The 16221-nt window shown below is 52.4% G+C and carries 10 protein-coding genes; 7 read left to right on the top strand and 3 right to left on the bottom strand.

What is annotated here, in order from left to right; all coding sequences use genetic code 11:
* Positions 1-71 precede the first annotated feature (71 nt).
* The 3 genes from BD_RS11835 to BD_RS11825 are packed head-to-tail and all read right to left on the bottom strand — an operon-like array spanning position 72 to position 2462.
* Positions 72-716, bottom strand: a complete 645-nt coding sequence (locus BD_RS11835) for a Crp/Fnr family transcriptional regulator (protein WP_011164989.1) — start codon at positions 714-716, stop codon at positions 72-74.
* Positions 717-726: 10 nt separating this feature from the next.
* On the bottom strand, positions 727-1428 hold the full coding sequence (locus tag BD_RS11830; RefSeq protein ID WP_011164988.1) for a Crp/Fnr family transcriptional regulator: 702 nt from the start codon (positions 1426-1428) through the stop codon (positions 727-729).
* 41 nt (positions 1429-1469) lie between these two features.
* Positions 1470-2462: a hypothetical protein gene (locus tag BD_RS11825; protein ID WP_011164987.1), complete on the bottom strand. Its 993-nt coding sequence runs from the start codon at positions 2460-2462 to the stop codon at positions 1470-1472.
* A 116-nt stretch (positions 2463-2578) separates the two neighbouring features.
* Here BD_RS11825 and BD_RS11820 point away from each other — a divergent pair, with 116 nt between their 5' ends.
* The 7 genes from BD_RS11820 to BD_RS11790 all read left to right on the top strand — a co-directional run bounded on the left by BD_RS11820 (position 2579) and on the right by BD_RS11790 (position 16218).
* Positions 2579-3424, top strand: a complete 846-nt coding sequence (locus BD_RS11820; protein ID WP_011164986.1) for an HNH endonuclease family protein — start codon at positions 2579-2581, stop codon at positions 3422-3424.
* A 98-nt stretch (positions 3425-3522) separates the two neighbouring features.
* Positions 3523-4254, top strand: a complete 732-nt coding sequence (locus BD_RS11815; protein WP_011164985.1) for a hypothetical protein — start codon at positions 3523-3525, stop codon at positions 4252-4254.
* On the top strand, positions 4251-4544 hold the full coding sequence (locus BD_RS11810; RefSeq protein WP_011164984.1) for a hypothetical protein: 294 nt from the start codon (positions 4251-4253) through the stop codon (positions 4542-4544). The genes BD_RS11815 and BD_RS11810 overlap by 4 nt, the downstream gene beginning before the upstream one ends.
* Before the next feature lie 82 nt (positions 4545-4626).
* On the top strand, positions 4627-5916 hold the full coding sequence (locus BD_RS11805) for a putative Na+/H+ antiporter (protein WP_011164983.1): 1290 nt from the start codon (positions 4627-4629) through the stop codon (positions 5914-5916).
* 84 nt (positions 5917-6000) lie between these two features.
* The gene (locus tag BD_RS11800) at positions 6001-7812 is read left to right on the top strand and encodes a PAS domain-containing hybrid sensor histidine kinase/response regulator (protein WP_011164982.1); all 1812 of its coding nucleotides are present in this window, start codon (positions 6001-6003) and stop codon (positions 7810-7812) included.
* Positions 7813-8050: 238 nt separating this feature from the next.
* Complete coding sequence (locus tag BD_RS11795) at positions 8051-11737, top strand: ABC transporter transmembrane domain-containing protein (protein ID WP_011164981.1); 3687 nt, start codon at positions 8051-8053, stop codon at positions 11735-11737.
* 230 nt (positions 11738-11967) lie between these two features.
* On the top strand, positions 11968-16218 hold the full coding sequence (locus BD_RS11790) for a tail fiber domain-containing protein (protein WP_011164980.1): 4251 nt from the start codon (positions 11968-11970) through the stop codon (positions 16216-16218).
* Positions 16219-16221: the final 3 nt, after the last annotated feature.

Genomic DNA, 16221 nt, shown 5'->3' with positions numbered 1-16221 from the left:
CATCACAAAAGATTTTTAAAAAAAATCAAAAGAAGAGAGCTGAATTGTAGGGTCCAGAGAATCAACGGGGATTATTTGGGACTTTGCAGAATCTGAATTTGTTTGTGATTCATTTTGATCTGGCCTTCGTTTTCGAGTTCAGCCAGTGCGCGCGAAAAGGTTTCGGGTCTGAGACCCAGCATCAGCGCGACTTCGTGTTTTTTTCCACTCAGCTGCAGCAGTGGTTTGTTTTGCTCGCTTTGCAGGCGGCACAGATAGGACCACACACGCTCTTTTGCAGAAGGTGTGTTGATGTTTTCAATGACGTTGTTGAGGTTTGCCATCCAGCGCACCAAAGAGGCCACCACAGATTGATAGAGCAGAGGGTTTTTCTGCAGAATGTTTTGCAGTTCTTTTTTTGGCAGATAGAACACTTCTGTGGGTTCGGTGGTCGCTGCGGTGTCAGCCTGGCGATCCTGTCCCAATAGACTGCCTTCACCAAAAGTTTTTCCGGCGCCCAGAAGACCCAGCACGATCTCTTTCCCATTCGGAGAGATCTTTGAGATTTTCACAGTGCCCTTGGTGATCAGGAACAAACCTTTGGATTCGTCCTCCTGTTCAAACAGCAGGGCGTTCTTAGGATAGGTTTTTTTCTGAATGACGGAAAGAATCTGTTCAGTGACGTCTTCTTCCTGGGTGGAGCAGATCGGGCAGTTGTCGATGAAGCGTTTTTCCATAAAGGCCGCCTTAGCGAATCTCCGCGCGGTCTTTCAGACGGTCGCGGGAAAGAATGCGAATGCTGCGCCCATCTGTCTGGTCAATCAGGCCGTCTTTTTCAAACTGAGACAAGGTGCGAATCACGGTTTCTGGAGTTGTGCCGGCCCACTGGGCGATTTCCCGGCGTGTCCAGTTCTGATGTGCGAAGTGATCTTGCAGGAAGATCAGGGCTTCGGCGATGCGCTCGGAAGCGCCCTTATCCATTTGGTCCATCCATTTTTCCTCGGCCATTCGCAGGTCCTTGGAAATATGAGACAGAAGCTTCATGGCCAGTTCAGGATAACTTTTGAAGATGTTCATGATTTCGGCTTTGGGAACGAAGCACAGTTCGCAGTCTTCCACCGCCACAGCCGAAGCGTGGTAAGGCTCATTGGCAAACATAGAGCGATAGCCCAGGGTGCCGCCCGGTCCGACCAGACGCAGGGTGTGAGCCGCGCCGGATGCTGAGATCACTTCCAATTTAACCAGACCAGACTGGATGGTGAAAATACCCAAAGGATCATTGCCGGAATAAAAAATGATCTGGCCGGCTTTGAAGCGGCAGGAAACACGGGCTTTTTCAACCATCAGCAGTACATCCGGATTGGAGCACAAAATGCTGTCCAAGCGGTTGCCACAGGTTTTGCAGGATTCAAGGTTGGGCTGAGGGCCGCATTCTTTTTTGATCGACATAGAGGCAGTCTATCAGAAAAACCCATTTTCGTCATGAAAGTTTATTGATACTGCAGTAAGGCTGAGTGCAACAAAAGACTGTCGTCGAGACCTTGGAATAGGGGCGTATTCAGGCGCAGGGCCGCATGGTGAGCTTCGTCCGGCAGTTTCCAGGTTTTTAAGCTGGACTCAAACAAACGCTGGAATTCGGCCTCTGAGGCTTCAGGCAGGGCTGCAGTCATGGCCAGGCCCTCCCGCCGTTTGAAGTAACCCAAAAGGACGGCCTTGAAGGTTTTCAGCAGATGCAGTGGGAAAGAGTTCATATCGGACATCAGATATTCAAATTCTTTTTTGAAAACCGGATCTGTCTGCAACATGGTCTGAATTTCTCTGAAGCCAAAGACCACCAGCAAATGACGGCTGAATTCAATTTGCGCACGGGCTTTGGCCGGGTCGGCAAAGAAATGGTCCGCGTGAATCAAGTCATGCACGATAAAACCCAGGACATCGCGCCCTTCCTCAACAAATTCCTGCATTTCCGTCAGGTCCTGAAGCATCGAAACACAGCGTTGGCCTTCGGTCTGCATGCTCAATACCTCTTTGGGTGTGGGCACATAAGACAGCAGGCGCAAGGGATAAAGCCCGCTTTCCCAGGCCATCAGGGATTGAGCCACGGACAGCGGAATAGAGCGCCAGCTGTGGGAGCAGAAATAGGTTAAAAGATCATCGGGGCGCTGAAAGCGGAGCAGGGACTTTGCCTGACGCAGGTCTTCAGGGAGCTCTTTTTGCAACAATTCGTAAAAGCTCTGGCAGCTCATTCGCGAATGTGCCGGAAGGTGGGCCAGGGGTTTGTTGTGCGGGCCTCCAAGAAAGTCTTTGGGGCGGCGTAAAAAGCTGAACACCAAAATGTAAATTGCCGCGATTTCCGCATCAGACAAGGATTTGCTCTGCCACAGACGCATAAAAACCTGCAGGCACTTGTGGGCCAGCGGGCTTGTGTTTTTCAGGAATTCGTCCTCCAGAAGACGATGACGGAATCGGCCGACGCGTAACATAATCGGATTTGTAGCGGAGCCGTTAACAGAAGTCTAACAAATAAACTCTTTGCCAAGGCCCTAATATCCTTTTCTAATAAGGAAACAACGATGCTCTAAAAGGATTTGGAGACTTCATGAAGAAAACGCTTCTTGTGATGATGTTGGTGGCCACCTCGGGAACTTCAAAGGCCCTGGCAGAAGAAAATCTCGCCAACCCCCGTTTCGATGACTATTACACAGTCAGGGAATCCATTTCCTCTCCTGCCGAAAACTTCACCGGTCCTTGGGACGCGGCTCAAAACCTGCTGCAGCAAAATGAAGAATTTTTCACCGAGCTTCGCACTCGTTTTTATTCTCTGGTGCGCTTTGATCATCACACCGACGGATACGGAAATGTCGGGGAGCGCTACAACCGCGCCAAACATTTTGGTGGCTGGTTGAATGATCACCGTGATGAAGACTGCTACAATACGCGCGCCAAAGTTCTGATGCGTGATTCAGAGGTGCCTGTGGGCTTTGCCTCCAACGGCTGCACAGTTTCCACGGGGCAGTGGCAGGATCCGTATGGTGATCGCCAGTATTCCCGCGCCAGCGATATTCAGATTGATCACTTTGTGCCGTTGAAAAATGCCTATATCAGCGGCGCTCACAAGTGGAGCCGCACCAAACGCTGTCTTTACTCCAATTATCTGGGGAATGAATTCCATCTTCTGTCTGTTTTCGGAAAAGAGAACGCTTCCAAGAGTGACAAAACTCCGGAAGGATACATGCCGCCGAATCCGGGCTATCGTTGTCAGTATCTGGTGCAGTGGTTGAAGGTGAAAATGATCTGGTCGCTGGGGCTGACACCGCCGGAAAAGGACACGGTTTTGCGACTGGCCAGTGAAAACCGCTGTGACTTGAATGATTTTGTCTATAGCGAAGGGGACTTGCAGAATCAGCGCCGTTTTATGAATGAGAATATGGCTCTGTGCGAATAGGTTCACTCTGAGAATATGGAAAGATTAAGAAACAAATAAGGAGCGGATTTTCTCCTGATCCCCCTCAAATCCCCGCTCCGGGTGCCGATAAGAGCCTCATGAAAACAGTTCTTTTCTTATTCGGCCTATTCGGAGCCCTCGGGGCGGGAGCACAGGAAACCTGTCCCAACTCCAAAAGCACTGTCAAGGATCTGCAAAGTCTTTGCGATGAGCTTAATAAATCCAATCAGACCCACTGTAAAGTCAATGCGCCGGCGAAAACCGAGTCGGTGCCGGCAATCACTTATGGGCTTTTAAGTGCCTCCGGAAAAATGAAGTCTCTGTTTGAGAAAATGGAAGGCATGCAAAAAGCCTTTCTGGCGGAAGCCGGAGGGTGTCCCGGGGGCTGTTCGCGCATCAATGCTCCGGTGGTTGAGATATCCACGCAACCCACTGCCGTGGTTAAACACGCTTCCTGCCCGGATCAATACACGGCGCTGAAACTCAGCTCCCAGGAACAACAGCGCTTTGCCATCGGCCAAAGCGGCGACTATTTCAAAAAATCATTCCGCCTGCGTGCGGATTCAAAAAAATGCCAGGAAGCGGCCACGACCTACGCGCAAGAAACCCTGATGGGTGAAAATGAACTGGGCTCATTCCTTGAGGACTCAAAATGCAAGTCGCCGTGCTCGTATTCATCCGTCATTCGTCTGAAAACCCGCAGCGCTGGCAAAGGCGAGTGTGCTGTGGATCTGGAGCTGGCTGTGCAGTGCGGTTCTCCGAAAAAAGACCGCGAGTGGCAGACTCAAGCCAAGTTGACCAAAACATTCAGCTGTGAGGTGGCACAATGAGAACCCTTTTGATTGTGTTGGTGATGTCGACATCCGTGGTTCACGCCGGCGTCTGCAAGGACTCCGATCAGGGGTTGATCCCGGAGGCCGCGGGCAAAGTCATTTATTCTTTGGGTGATGAGAATTGCCTGGGGGACAGCTGCTATCGTCAGGTGGTGAAAGAGTTTGACCGCTGTCTGGATTCGCAAAAGCTTTTGGAGTTTGCCTGTCAGCAGGGGGAAATCATGGAAAAAGAAATCCTCTGCGCGCCCGATCAAGCCTGCCGCCAAGGCGCTTGTGTCAAGAAGTAGCGGACTTGGACTCGGGGCAAAATCGCACGGGTTTTTCCGGTTCTGTTTGGCAGGGGTTTTTGTCTCTGTGTAATATGTCCGAATGACATACACAACGATTGAACTCATCGGAACAATTCTATTTGGTTTGGCAGTCATTCACACCTTTATGGTGGGGCGAATTTTAGCCTGGTCTCATCACTTCCCCAAAGATTCACTATGGAGCAACTTCCTGCACCTGCTGGGGGAGATTGAGGCGGTTTTTGCCATCTGGGCCGCCTTGTTCATGGCCATCTTTATCAGCCTGGAGGGCTGGACATCGGCTATGGATTATCAGAGCAATCTGAACTTTATTGAACCGTTCTTTATTTTTGCCATCATGGTGGTGTGCTCGACGCGCCCGGTGCTGGCGGCGGGACGCAAGGGGATTTTGTTCATTTCTTCCCTGATTCAAAAAGTCTTCCGCACACCGGCGGTTTTGACAGATATATTTGTCGTGCTGATTCTGGGGCCGCTCAGTGGCAGTTTTATCACTGAGCCTGCGGCAATGACAGTGACGGCGTTTATGCTGAATTCGATGCTGCAGAAAGAAAGCAGCAAGTTGATTTATGGCCTGATTGCCGTCTTGTTCGTGAATATTTCCATCGGCGGGGCGCTGACTCCGTTTGCCGCGCCTCCGATTCTGATGGTGGCGGGGAAATGGAACTGGGACTTTACCTTTGTCATGAGTAACTTTGGCTGGAAGAGTGCGATCGCGGTTGTGATCAACACCGCTCTTTTGATTGCGGTCTTCCGCAAGCAGTTGAGCGAGGGGTGTATCACTTTGCGTGAGGTGGAAACTCGTCTGGCGGGTTCGCAGGCGGCGATTCCTGTGCCGGTGACCTTGGTGCACTTGTTGTTCCTGACAGGGATTGTGGTGACTGCGCACTATCAGAATGCCTTTATGGGGATCTTCCTTTTGTTCCTGGGGGTGGCTGCGGTGACCCAGCGCTATCAGGATTCTTTGCGTTTGAAAGAAAGTCTGCTGGTGGCCATGTTCCTGGGCGGTATCATTCAGTTTGGCGCTTTCCAGAAGTGGTGGCTGGCGCCCTTGCTGGGCAGCATGAGTGATCTTTTGTTGTTTAAAGGTGCTGTGGGATTGACAGCGATCACCGACAACGCGGCTTTGACTTATCTCGGGTCCCAGGTGGAAGGATTGAGTGATTCCAGCAAATACGCGCTGGTGGCCGGGGCAATCGCTGGGGGGGGATTGACGATCATAGCCAACGCGCCGAATGCGGCCGGTTATTCTATTCTAAGCCACAAATTCCCGGGTGGGATCAAGCCTTTGAATCTTCTTGTTGCTGCTTTGGTGCCCACAACTGTGGCCGTTGTTTGTTTATGGCTGTTGTAAGACATTTGTAAACTGAGGTCCTAACTTGGAAGCCATCTGATTATCAGGTGGCTTTTTTGATTTTTACCCTGTTAAGATTTCTCAATGGAATCTCGTTACGAAGCCCTCTTTGAATTGTCCAATGACATGATTGGTGTCTTTGGCGAAGACTGGCGTCCGGCAAAACTGAATCATGTTTGGTCGGAAGTTTTGGGATGGTCCCATGAAGAGTTGATGCAAATTCCTTTCAATGAGTTGATTCATCCCGAAGACGTCAAAAACATTGTCAGTCGTTATGAAAAAATCAGAAAAGGGGATGTGCTCCGCAACTTCCTGCTGCGCTATCGCTGCAAGGATGGTCACTATAAATTCCTGTCCTGGAACTATCAGTTTGATCCGGTCACCAACGAGGCTCTGTGTGTTGTGAAGGATACGACTCCGCAGAAAATCTTCACTGAGATTTTGGGTCAGGCCAACGCCGAGGCGCCGATCGGGACCTGGAGCATGGATCTGACTACAGGCAAACATTTCTGGTCCCGTGCTCTGTATGATATTTTCGAGGTGGATCCGGACACCTATGATTTGGACCGTCTGCGTGGATTTGAAATGATCGCCGAAAAAGACCGTTCCTTGATGATGGAAACTCATCGCCGTCTGATGGAGCAGGGGACGGACTATGACGTGGAAGTGACGGTTTGTTCCGGCAAGGGGCGGGTGTTCCCGGCCCGTGTGATGGGGACAGCGCTGCGGCAAGAGGGGCGCATCGTGCAGATCTATGGTCTGATGTACGACGTCGCCCAACGGCGGCATGTTGAAAAAGAGCTGCGCTATCAGCAGTTTTTGCTGAGGATGTTTTTGCAGTCGTCTCCGGCCATTGTTTACGTCAAGGATTTGCAGGGACGTTACCTGTTGGTCAGTCCAACTTTTGAAAATCTGGTCGGCAAAAGAAGTGTTGAGCTGGTTGGCAAAACAGATGCGCAGATCTTCGGTGTCGAGGACGCACGCAGGTTTTCCGATTCAGACAACCAGTTGATTCAAGAGCAGCAGCCGCGCAGCTACGAAGAAAAGCTGACCTTCCATGATGGCTCACAAAAATATTATCTGTCAGAAAAGTTTCCGTTGCGGGACGAAGATGGTCATCTAATTGCGATCGCCGGGGTTTCCACCGATATCACCGAGCTGCACCGCTACCAGCAGGAGTTGGAGCGTGCCAAAGAGGCGGCCGAAGCCGGCACTCGTGCCAAGTCGGAGTTCCTGGCCAACATGAGTCACGAAATTCGCACGCCGATGAACTCGATCATGGGTATGTCGGAGCTTTTGCTGGACACGGAGCTCAGTCCTGATCAGCGCCAGTTTGTGACAATTCTGACCCGGGCCTCTTCAAGTCTTTTGAACCTGATTAACGATATTCTGGATCTGTCCAAGATTGAGTCGGGTTTGATGGTGATTGAAAAAGTTCCGTTCAGCGTGCGGGAATCCGTGCGCCGGGCTTTGGAGCTTTTGATGATCCGTGCCGTGGAAAAGAAGCTGGATCTGAAGCTGGAAATCGATCCTCAGGTGCCCGAAAAGATTCTTGGCGATGCCACGCGCTTTCAGCAGGTGCTGATCAATCTGATTGGCAACGGCCTGAAATTCACCACTCACGGCGAGGTGCGGGTGCAATTGAAGGTGAACGGCCATCAGTTGTGGGTTGGGGTTAAGGACACGGGCATTGGCATGGCACCAGAGCAAATGCAGGGGCTCTTTACACGTTTTTCACAAGGGGATTCCTCGATCACGCGCCGCTTCGGTGGCACGGGCCTGGGCTTGAGTATCAGCAAGCAGCTGGTCGAGAAAATGGGCGGAACTATTGGTGTTACCAGTGAAATCGGCCAGGGGTCGGTTTTCTACTTTACGCTACCTCTGGGATCAAAATAAGAGTCTTTGGTTTTTATTTTAGGAGGGGGCTAGACAAGCCCTTTTTCTTTGGATAGGCTTTGAACATCTCACACAAGAGAGGAGGACCACATGATTATGATGAATATCAGCTCACTGATGGGCCTTCTTCTGTCACAGTTCTAAGGTCATTTGTTCATTTAAGAACTGATCTTATTCTTCTGCACAATTAAATATTGGACTGTTTTTTACGCCCGTTTGGGGCAGTTATGGATTCGTTATGAATTTTTTCAGACGTTTGTTGTTCACTGATGTCACGCCATTGGTGAAGTTGGCGAAAACGAAAAATATCGAGGAAAGTGATCTGCTGGCACTGCCGCAGGAACTGAATCCTCAGCATATTAAGGTAGATATGCAGGAAATCAGCTGGAAGTCCCCACGGGCTCTGCTGTTTTCTTTGATCCGCGCTTTGCGTGATTTCACCCGACCTGCTTATATCTGGTATCTGGCCAGCTCCGTTTTGGCGCTGCTGTCACCGGTGTTCGTGAATCGTTTTATCGGGACTATTTCCGCCGGTGTGACGGCAGAGACTTTGCCGACGGCATTGATTTATGGTGTGGCGCTGGGTCTTTGCGGCTTTTTGTCGGGCCTGTGCATGCAGCACTATTTCTTCAATTCTTTGAAGGCCTACCAGGTTACGACCAATATTTTGAATGAGCGTCTGTTCAAGCACAGTTTGAAGCTCAGTCAAAAGTCGCGCCAGAAAAATCAGGTCGGTGATATCGTCAATCACATGAGTTCGGACAGTGACAATGTGTCTGACTTCCCGATGGTGTTTGGTGACTTGATTTCCGCAAGTTTCCTGATCATCGGGGTCGTGGCGATGCTGTTCTATTATATTGGCTGGTCCGCACTGGCGGCATTGGCTGTGCTGTTCATCCTGGCGCCATTAACCAATTACGTGGCGAAAAAATTCACGCATCTGGATGAAGAGATGATGGAACACCGGGACCGCCGGGTGACCCTGATGACTCAGGCGATGAATGCGATCCGCGTGGTGAAGTACTTTGCCTGGGAAAAGAGTGTTGCCAAGGAAGTCACCGAAGTCCGTGAAAAGGAACTGACCAGCCGTCGTCGTTTGGCCAAAGCCGAAGTGGTTTCAAGTCTGGGCTACCTGGCGGTGTCCACGCTGGTCTTGTTTGTGGCCTTGGCGGTGCATGCCTGGCGCGGGGAAAAGCTGGATGCGGCGGTGATCTTCACCTGTATTTCTTTGTTCGGTCTTTTGGAAGGTCCATTTGGTGATTTGTCCCGACTGATCTCCCGTGCAACGAATGCCAAAGTCGGTGCTCGTCGTATTTTGGACTATCTGAACGAGGACGAAGTTGAAATCTCGACTGAAGAGCGCACCGATGGCGCGGCCGTGGGTCTGCAGATGCAGCACTTCAGCCTTCGTCATGACGGGGCTGTTTCTGATGTGCTTCACGATGTGAACGTTCATGTGCCGGCGGGAAGTTCACTGGCCATTGTCGGACCTGTGGGGGCGGGAAAAAGCTCGCTTTTGATGTCCTTACTGGGCGAGGTGGCTCCGCGTGAAGGTTCTTTGCAGTTTGTGCCTGAAATGCCGGGACGTCCGCGCATGGCCTATGTGCCGCAGGAAGCATACATCGTAAACACTTCACTGCTGGAAAACCTGCAGTTCGGTGAAGAGGTTTCCAAAGAAGAGCTGCGTCGGGCTTTGCACAACAGCTGCCTGAGCCGCGACTTGAAAGAATGGTCCGGGGGACTTCGCACCGAGATCGGTGAAAAGGGTGTGAACCTGTCCGGCGGGCAGAAACAGCGTGTGGCCCTGGCCCGGGCCTTCTTGCGCAAACCGCAGATCGTGCTTTTGGATGATCCGTTGTCTGCAGTGGATGCGGATACGGAAAACCTGCTTTGTGAGCGCCTGATTTTTGGCGCCTGGAAAGACGTGACCCGCATTGTGGTCACGCACCGACTGGAGCATTTGGCGCAGTTTGATCAGGTGATTTATATCCAGCACGGACGAGTGCAGGGGCAGGGCACTTTCAGTGAGCTGGTGAAGACATGTGCACCATTTGCAGAGTTCTATAAAGAACACGGCAAAACTCAAGGTGAAGGGCACGAAGTGCGCCCGGCCGAAACCGCTCAGGAAGCCGCGTCCATCAACACCGAGCTTGAAGCCAAAACGACCCGTGTGACCGAAGACGAGGATCGCGAAGTCGGGGCGGTGAAGGGTTCGGTGTATTGGGATTATATCAGTTCCTTGGGTGGTGACGGTAAATTTACCAAACCTTTGATTTTGGCGACGCTGCTTCTGGGAGCAACGGCAGCAACACTTCTGCCTTTGGCGCAGAAAGCCTGGCTTTCTTATTATTCCGGTCATCAGACCGAGTGGGTGGCGTTGACGGCCATCGGGATTTACGGACTGATTGGCGTGCTGGTGCTGGTAGGTTCATTGCTGAATCACCTGTTCTGGCTGGATCGTGGTATTCGCGCCGGTAAAAACATGCACGACAAAATGCTGAAAAGTGTTTTGAGTTCCCCGGTGCGCTTCTTTGATTCAACTCCGGTGGGGCGTATTATTCAGCGCTTCTCGCGTGATGTGGAGTCGGTGGATGTGTACCTGCAATGGAGCTTTGATTCGGCGGTTCACTGTGCGCTGCAGGTGATTGTGTCGATTGTCTTGATTCTGGGTCTGATGCCTTTGATGGTGTTTGTGATCGCTCCGGTGATGGCGCTTTACTATGTGCTGCAACGGGATTATCGCCGTCCGGCTCGTGAAGTGAAGCGCTTTGACAGTGTCGCCAGATCGCCACGTTATGCCCACTTCAAGGAAAGCCTGCAGGGGTTGGTGGTCATTCGCAGCTTTAACAAAGGGCCATGGTTCATGCAGAATTTCTATGCGAAACTTTCGCACAGCAACCGCATGTTCTATTCGCACGTTATGATCAACCGCTGGTTCTCGTCCCGCATTCCGCTGGTCGGGGGCCTGATTTCCATGGCGACGGCCGTGGGGGTCAGCTTGTCGGCCTATTACGGCGTGATGGATGCCGGGACCGCGGGGCTTGTGACGTTGTATTCGCTGTCGTTCTGGGGATTCCTGAATTGGGGTGTTCGTATCTTTGCGGATATTGAATCGCGCATGACTTCGATTGAACGACTGAAGTTCTTCTCGAATCTGCCAGGGGAAGTGTCGGTACTGAAACCTCTTCCAGAACCACTGCGCCCGACATGGCCGGAGTTTGGTGAGATTTCAGTGGAAGGTCTGAAGGTGCGCTATGCGAGCCATCTGCCACAGGTTTTGAAAGGAATCACTTTCAAAGTCGAGGCGGGAAGCCGCGTGGGTATCATCGGTCGCACGGGTTCTGGAAAAAGCACGTTCTTCCAATCCTTGTTCCGCTTTATTGAGGCGGAAGAAGGCAGCATCAGCATTGACGGTGTGAACACTGCCAGTGTGCCGCTGGAAAAACTGCGTCGCAGCCTTGCGATCATTCCACAGGACCCGACATTGTTTATGGGCACCATTCGCAATAATCTGGATCGTTATAACGAGTATTCAGATGACGAGGTGATGGGGGCATTGAAACATGCTTCCATGTGGGATTATGTGCAAAGTTTGCCGGATGGAATGAACTCGGCGGTGTCTGAAGGTGGGTTGAACTTAAGTCAGGGACAGCGTCAGTTGCTGTGTCTGGCCAGAGCTTTGCTGACCAAGGCGCGGGTGATCGTGATGGATGAAGCCACCGCCAGCGTGGATGTGCAGACGGATGCGCTTTTGCAAAAGGTCATTCGCACCTCTTTTGCGGGTGTGACGATGTTGATCATTGCCCATCGACTGGGAACGATCGCGGACTGCGATCAGATCGTTGAAATCTCGGCCGGCGAAGTGAAATCCATTCGCCGTCCGACCGAGTTTTCGCAGGAAGAGATCGAAGAAAGTCTTGTTTAAAATTTCTCCGAATGTGTATTTGCAGGACCCCTGGGCTTCGAAAGTCCGGGGGTTTTCTTTTGCGGGCCCGTCGATGGTCCCGTTGGTTTCTCAATTTAAGTCGGGGAAGTTGGATCAAAACGGGATGAAAGCCTGCTTAAAAAGCGAACAATGGTTCGTAAATAGTGAAATCTCAAAAGGATTTTGTGAATGTAATTTAGAGTCGGGTTTATCATGCCGATATATAACGTATGAAAAACTACGGAACGTTAACGGCACTTTTCTTTGTCAGCCTCTTAACTACGGTGGCCCAAGCCAGCCCCGCGGCTCTGACTTATCAGGGGCGCATCGTTAAAAGCAGCGGAGCTCCGCTGGAATACAGCGCGGTGGCCTTTCAGTTTGAAATCCTGGCGCCGAACAAAGTCTGCGTTCTTTATCGTGAGCAGCTGAATCACATCGACATGACAAATTCTGGCGGGGTCTTCGATGTTAAGATCGGGGCTTCGCACAGTTATCCTGCTGCGCCGACATTTACGATTCTGGATGCTTTTAACAACGGCAACCCATTCACGTGCGACGGGGGCTCTCCTTACAATCCGGGTCTGACGGATGGTCGCTTCCTTCGTGTAAAATTCCATGATGGTTCTCAGTGGCAGACGATCTCTCCGGACAATGAAATCCGCACAGTTCCTTTTGCTGGATTTGCTTCCTCTGCGGCGACCTTGGGGTCGCATGTGGCCACTGACTTTGTGATGAAAACCGAAGTCAATGCCGGAGCAGATTGCGGCGCAGGCAGCTTCCTGACCTGGAATGCGGCAACTAAGGAATTTGGCTGTGCCGGTGTTTCCGGTGCCAGTGGTGGTACGGTTCAGTCCGTGGCCGCGTCGGCGGGCAGCAACCCTTATTTGACTGTTTCAGCTGACAATGTGAATCCGGTGATCACTCTGAATGTGGGCACCGTGGCCGGCACTGTTGCGGCCGGAAATGATGCGCGCTTCAGTGATGCCCGTACTCCGACAGGAGCAGCCGGCGGAGTTTTGACAGGGACTTATCCGAATCCGGGCCTTGCTGACAATGCCGTGACCACGCCAAAACTGGCGGCAGGTGCGGTTTCGACAGAAAAACTTTTTGCCAACCCTGGTATCAGTCGTCTGGTGATGACGGATTCTTCCACGGGGGCGACGTTGGCTCCGCTTTCTTGCGGCGCCAATCAACTGCTGACCTGGTCAGTGGCTTTGGGCTGGCAGTGTACGAATCAGACTTCTTTGGCGGTGGGTTCAGCTTCGGTGTCTGCAAACTTCACAGGAAGTCTTGCAGGGGACGTGACCGGCACCCAAGGTGCAACGGTTGTGGGGCAGATCAAAGGTTATCCTCTGGACTTCACCGTGGTTCCGACAACGGGACAGGTGTTGAAATTCAATGGCACCAGCTGGTATGCCGCGGCTGACAGCAATGCCGGTGGAACCGTGACGAATGTGACGGGGACGTCGCCAATTTCCGTGGCGACGGGGACGACAACTCCGGTGATTTCGATTTCTCAGGCCAACACGACGACCAACGGTTATCTTTCTTCTGTGGACTGGAACACCTTTAATGGCAAACAAAATGCCCTGGGTTTCACTCCGCTGAATCCTGCCAATAATTTAAGTGAGCTGACGGCGACTGCGGCCACCGCCCGCACCAATTTGGGTTTGGGAACGGCGGCGGTGAAAGATGCTCCGGCTGCGGGTGATGCAACTGCGGCGCAGGTGGTTCTTGGGAATGATTCGCGTCTGACAAATTCCCGGGCTCCATCAGGGGCTGCAGGTGGCGATCTGACGGGCACTTATCCAAGCCCGACGCTGGCGACGGTAGTCACTGCGGGAACTGGCACGAAAATCACTTACGATGCCAAAGGGCGTGTGACAGCTTCGACCGGTCTTGCCGCGGGAGACATTCCGAATCTGGATTGGTCTAAAATCACCTCGGGCAAACCGACGACGCTGTCGGGGTACGGGATCACGGATGCCCTGGTTTCCAATGCCGGTGGTTCTCCAAGCATTCAGTCTGGAACTGACGCTGCGAAGCCGGCCAGCCCGGCGGCGGGGGCGATTTATTTCGCATCGGATACAAAAGTCATTTATCAGTATAATTCTGGTGCCTGGGTGGCGATTGCTTCTTCCGCTGGCGCCGGTGGTACGATCACGGCATTGACCGGTGATGTGACCGCTTCCGGGAACGGCACGGTCAGTGCGACCGTCAACTCTGTTGGCGGCTCGACGGCGGCGAATGTCAATACCGCGACGGTGGCGGCGAACGCGGCGACGAATTTGAATACGGCCAGTGCGATCGTCAGACGTGATGCTTCCGGCAATTTTGCTGCGGGAGCAGTCAGTGCGGGTTCTGTGGTTCTGCGTGACAGTGGATCCAACACGGTGACCCTGCAGGCGCCAACCGCGGTTTCAACTTCTTATGTTTTGAGATTCCCAACGGCTGTCGGTGCTGCCAATCAGGTGCTGACCACAGATGCTTCCGGAAACCTTTCCTGGACATCCCCTGCGGTGACAAGTGGTGTGGCCGTGACTTCTCCGATTGTGAATTCCGGGACAGCCAGCGCACCGAACATCGGCATTCAGGTGGCTAACGGTTCTCAGAACGGTTATCTGTCTTCTGCTGACTGGACGACGTTCAACAATAAACTTTCTGCGACTCTGGCTCCGGGCAATATCCGTGTGGGTAATGGCTCCAGTGTGGCAACGGCGGTGGCGCCTTCCGGTGATGTGACCATGACCAATGCGGGGGCCTTCACTGTGACAAAAGTGCAGGGCACAGCTGTCAGTGCCACAGCGCCGACGGCCGCGGGCCAGGTGCTGCGCTATAATGGGACCACTCAGTATGCTCCAGCCTTCTTGCAGCTGGGGGATTTGCGCTCGACCATCACTCCGTTTGGTGGCGTGTTCGCCAGCACGGCGTGTTCGACTTCGCAGACGATGTATTACAATGCCGCGACCGACACATTCCTGTGTCAGTCGATTTCTGTAACGGCGGCTAACTTTGCCAATCAGGCGCAGAACTCATTCTTCGCGGGTCCTTCTTCAGGTGGTGCAGGGGCGCCAGCCTTCCGCACCATTGCGGCTGCGGATCTTCCGACTGTGGGCACCGCAGGAACCTATCGTTCCGTGACGGTGGATGCCTATGGCCGCGTGACTGCGGGAACAAATCCAACCACAGCCAGTGGTTACGGTTTGACGGATGTGTTCGTCAACGGCGGTAACAGCTTCGGGGCCGCGGCGACGGTGGGAACAAACGATGCTCAGAGTCTGCAGTTAGAGACTGGCAACGTTGTACGCATGACAGTGGACACTTCCGGAAACGTGGGCATTGGTCAGGCGACGGATGCCAATGCCAAAGTGGCGATTAAAACCACCAGTGCTGCGCAGGCTTCTTTGATTCTGGATACAGTTGCATCAGGCATTCCTTCCATCGACATGCTTCGTAATGGAACCTGGAAGGGCACCATAGGTTTTAGCAGTGGTGGTTCCGACGACCTGTTTATCAGCAATGGTGTCGCGGGGAATATCATCTTTGACACCAGCAATGTTGAAAAAGTAAGAATCAGTGCAGCCGGGAATTTGGGGGTGGGAACCACAGCTCCAATCACGCCTCTGCATGTGAATGGCTCAGCCATCATCGGGAGCGGGAATACGACCTTCACCAATGCCTCCAACTGGGTGATTGGTTCTTCGAACTCGATCACGAATTCGGGTGGTGGTAACGCCAGCGTCATGAATATTATTGGTTCCAGCAACGCGATATCAACGACGGCGATGAACTTCTCCTACAGTTTGGATGTATTCGGAAGGTCCAATTCAGTATCCAATTCCGGAAACTCGCTTGTGGTCGGCAGAAGTAATACTGTTTCGGCTGGCAATAGTATCACTATCGGGCAGAGTATCACCAACAGTCTGATGGGCACCATGCAGGTGGGGTTGAGTGACACCGCCAAGATGACAATCCTGTCTACGGGTCGATTTGGAATTAACACCACGGCACCAAGTGAGGCATTGGAAGTCAACGGCAACGTGAAAGCCGCGTCTTATCTGTATACTTCCGATGCGCGTCTGAAGAAAGATGTTGTGACTTTGCCGATGGCTTTGGAAAATCTGCTGAAGCTTCGCGGGGTGAATTTCGTCTGGAAAAACAACGGCGAAAAAACCGTGGGTTTCATTGCCCAGGAAGTGGAAGCCGTTTATCCTGAATTGGTTCGCACCGACAAAGTTTCCGGCTTCAAGTCCGTTCAGTACGGCAATATCGTGGCGATTCTGGTTGAAGCGCTGAAGCAAGAGCACGCCGAGCGCCTGCAGGACAAAGCCCTGTGTCAAGGGCAGATTGCCCAGGTGTCCCGTGGTCTGGCCAGTGTGAATGAATCTTCCGACAGCCGTTTGAAAAAACTGGAGCAGGAAAATCAGGAGCTGAAAGCACGTCTGGAACGTCTTGAAAAAGCTCTGCTGAACGGAAAATAAGAC

It is taken from the genome of Bdellovibrio bacteriovorus HD100 (assembly GCF_000196175.1).
Lineage (GTDB): Bacteria > Bdellovibrionota > Bdellovibrionia > Bdellovibrionales > Bdellovibrionaceae > Bdellovibrio > Bdellovibrio bacteriovorus.
The sequence above is the reverse complement of the archived record's forward strand: the minus strand, read 5'-3'. Positions and strand labels throughout refer to the sequence as shown.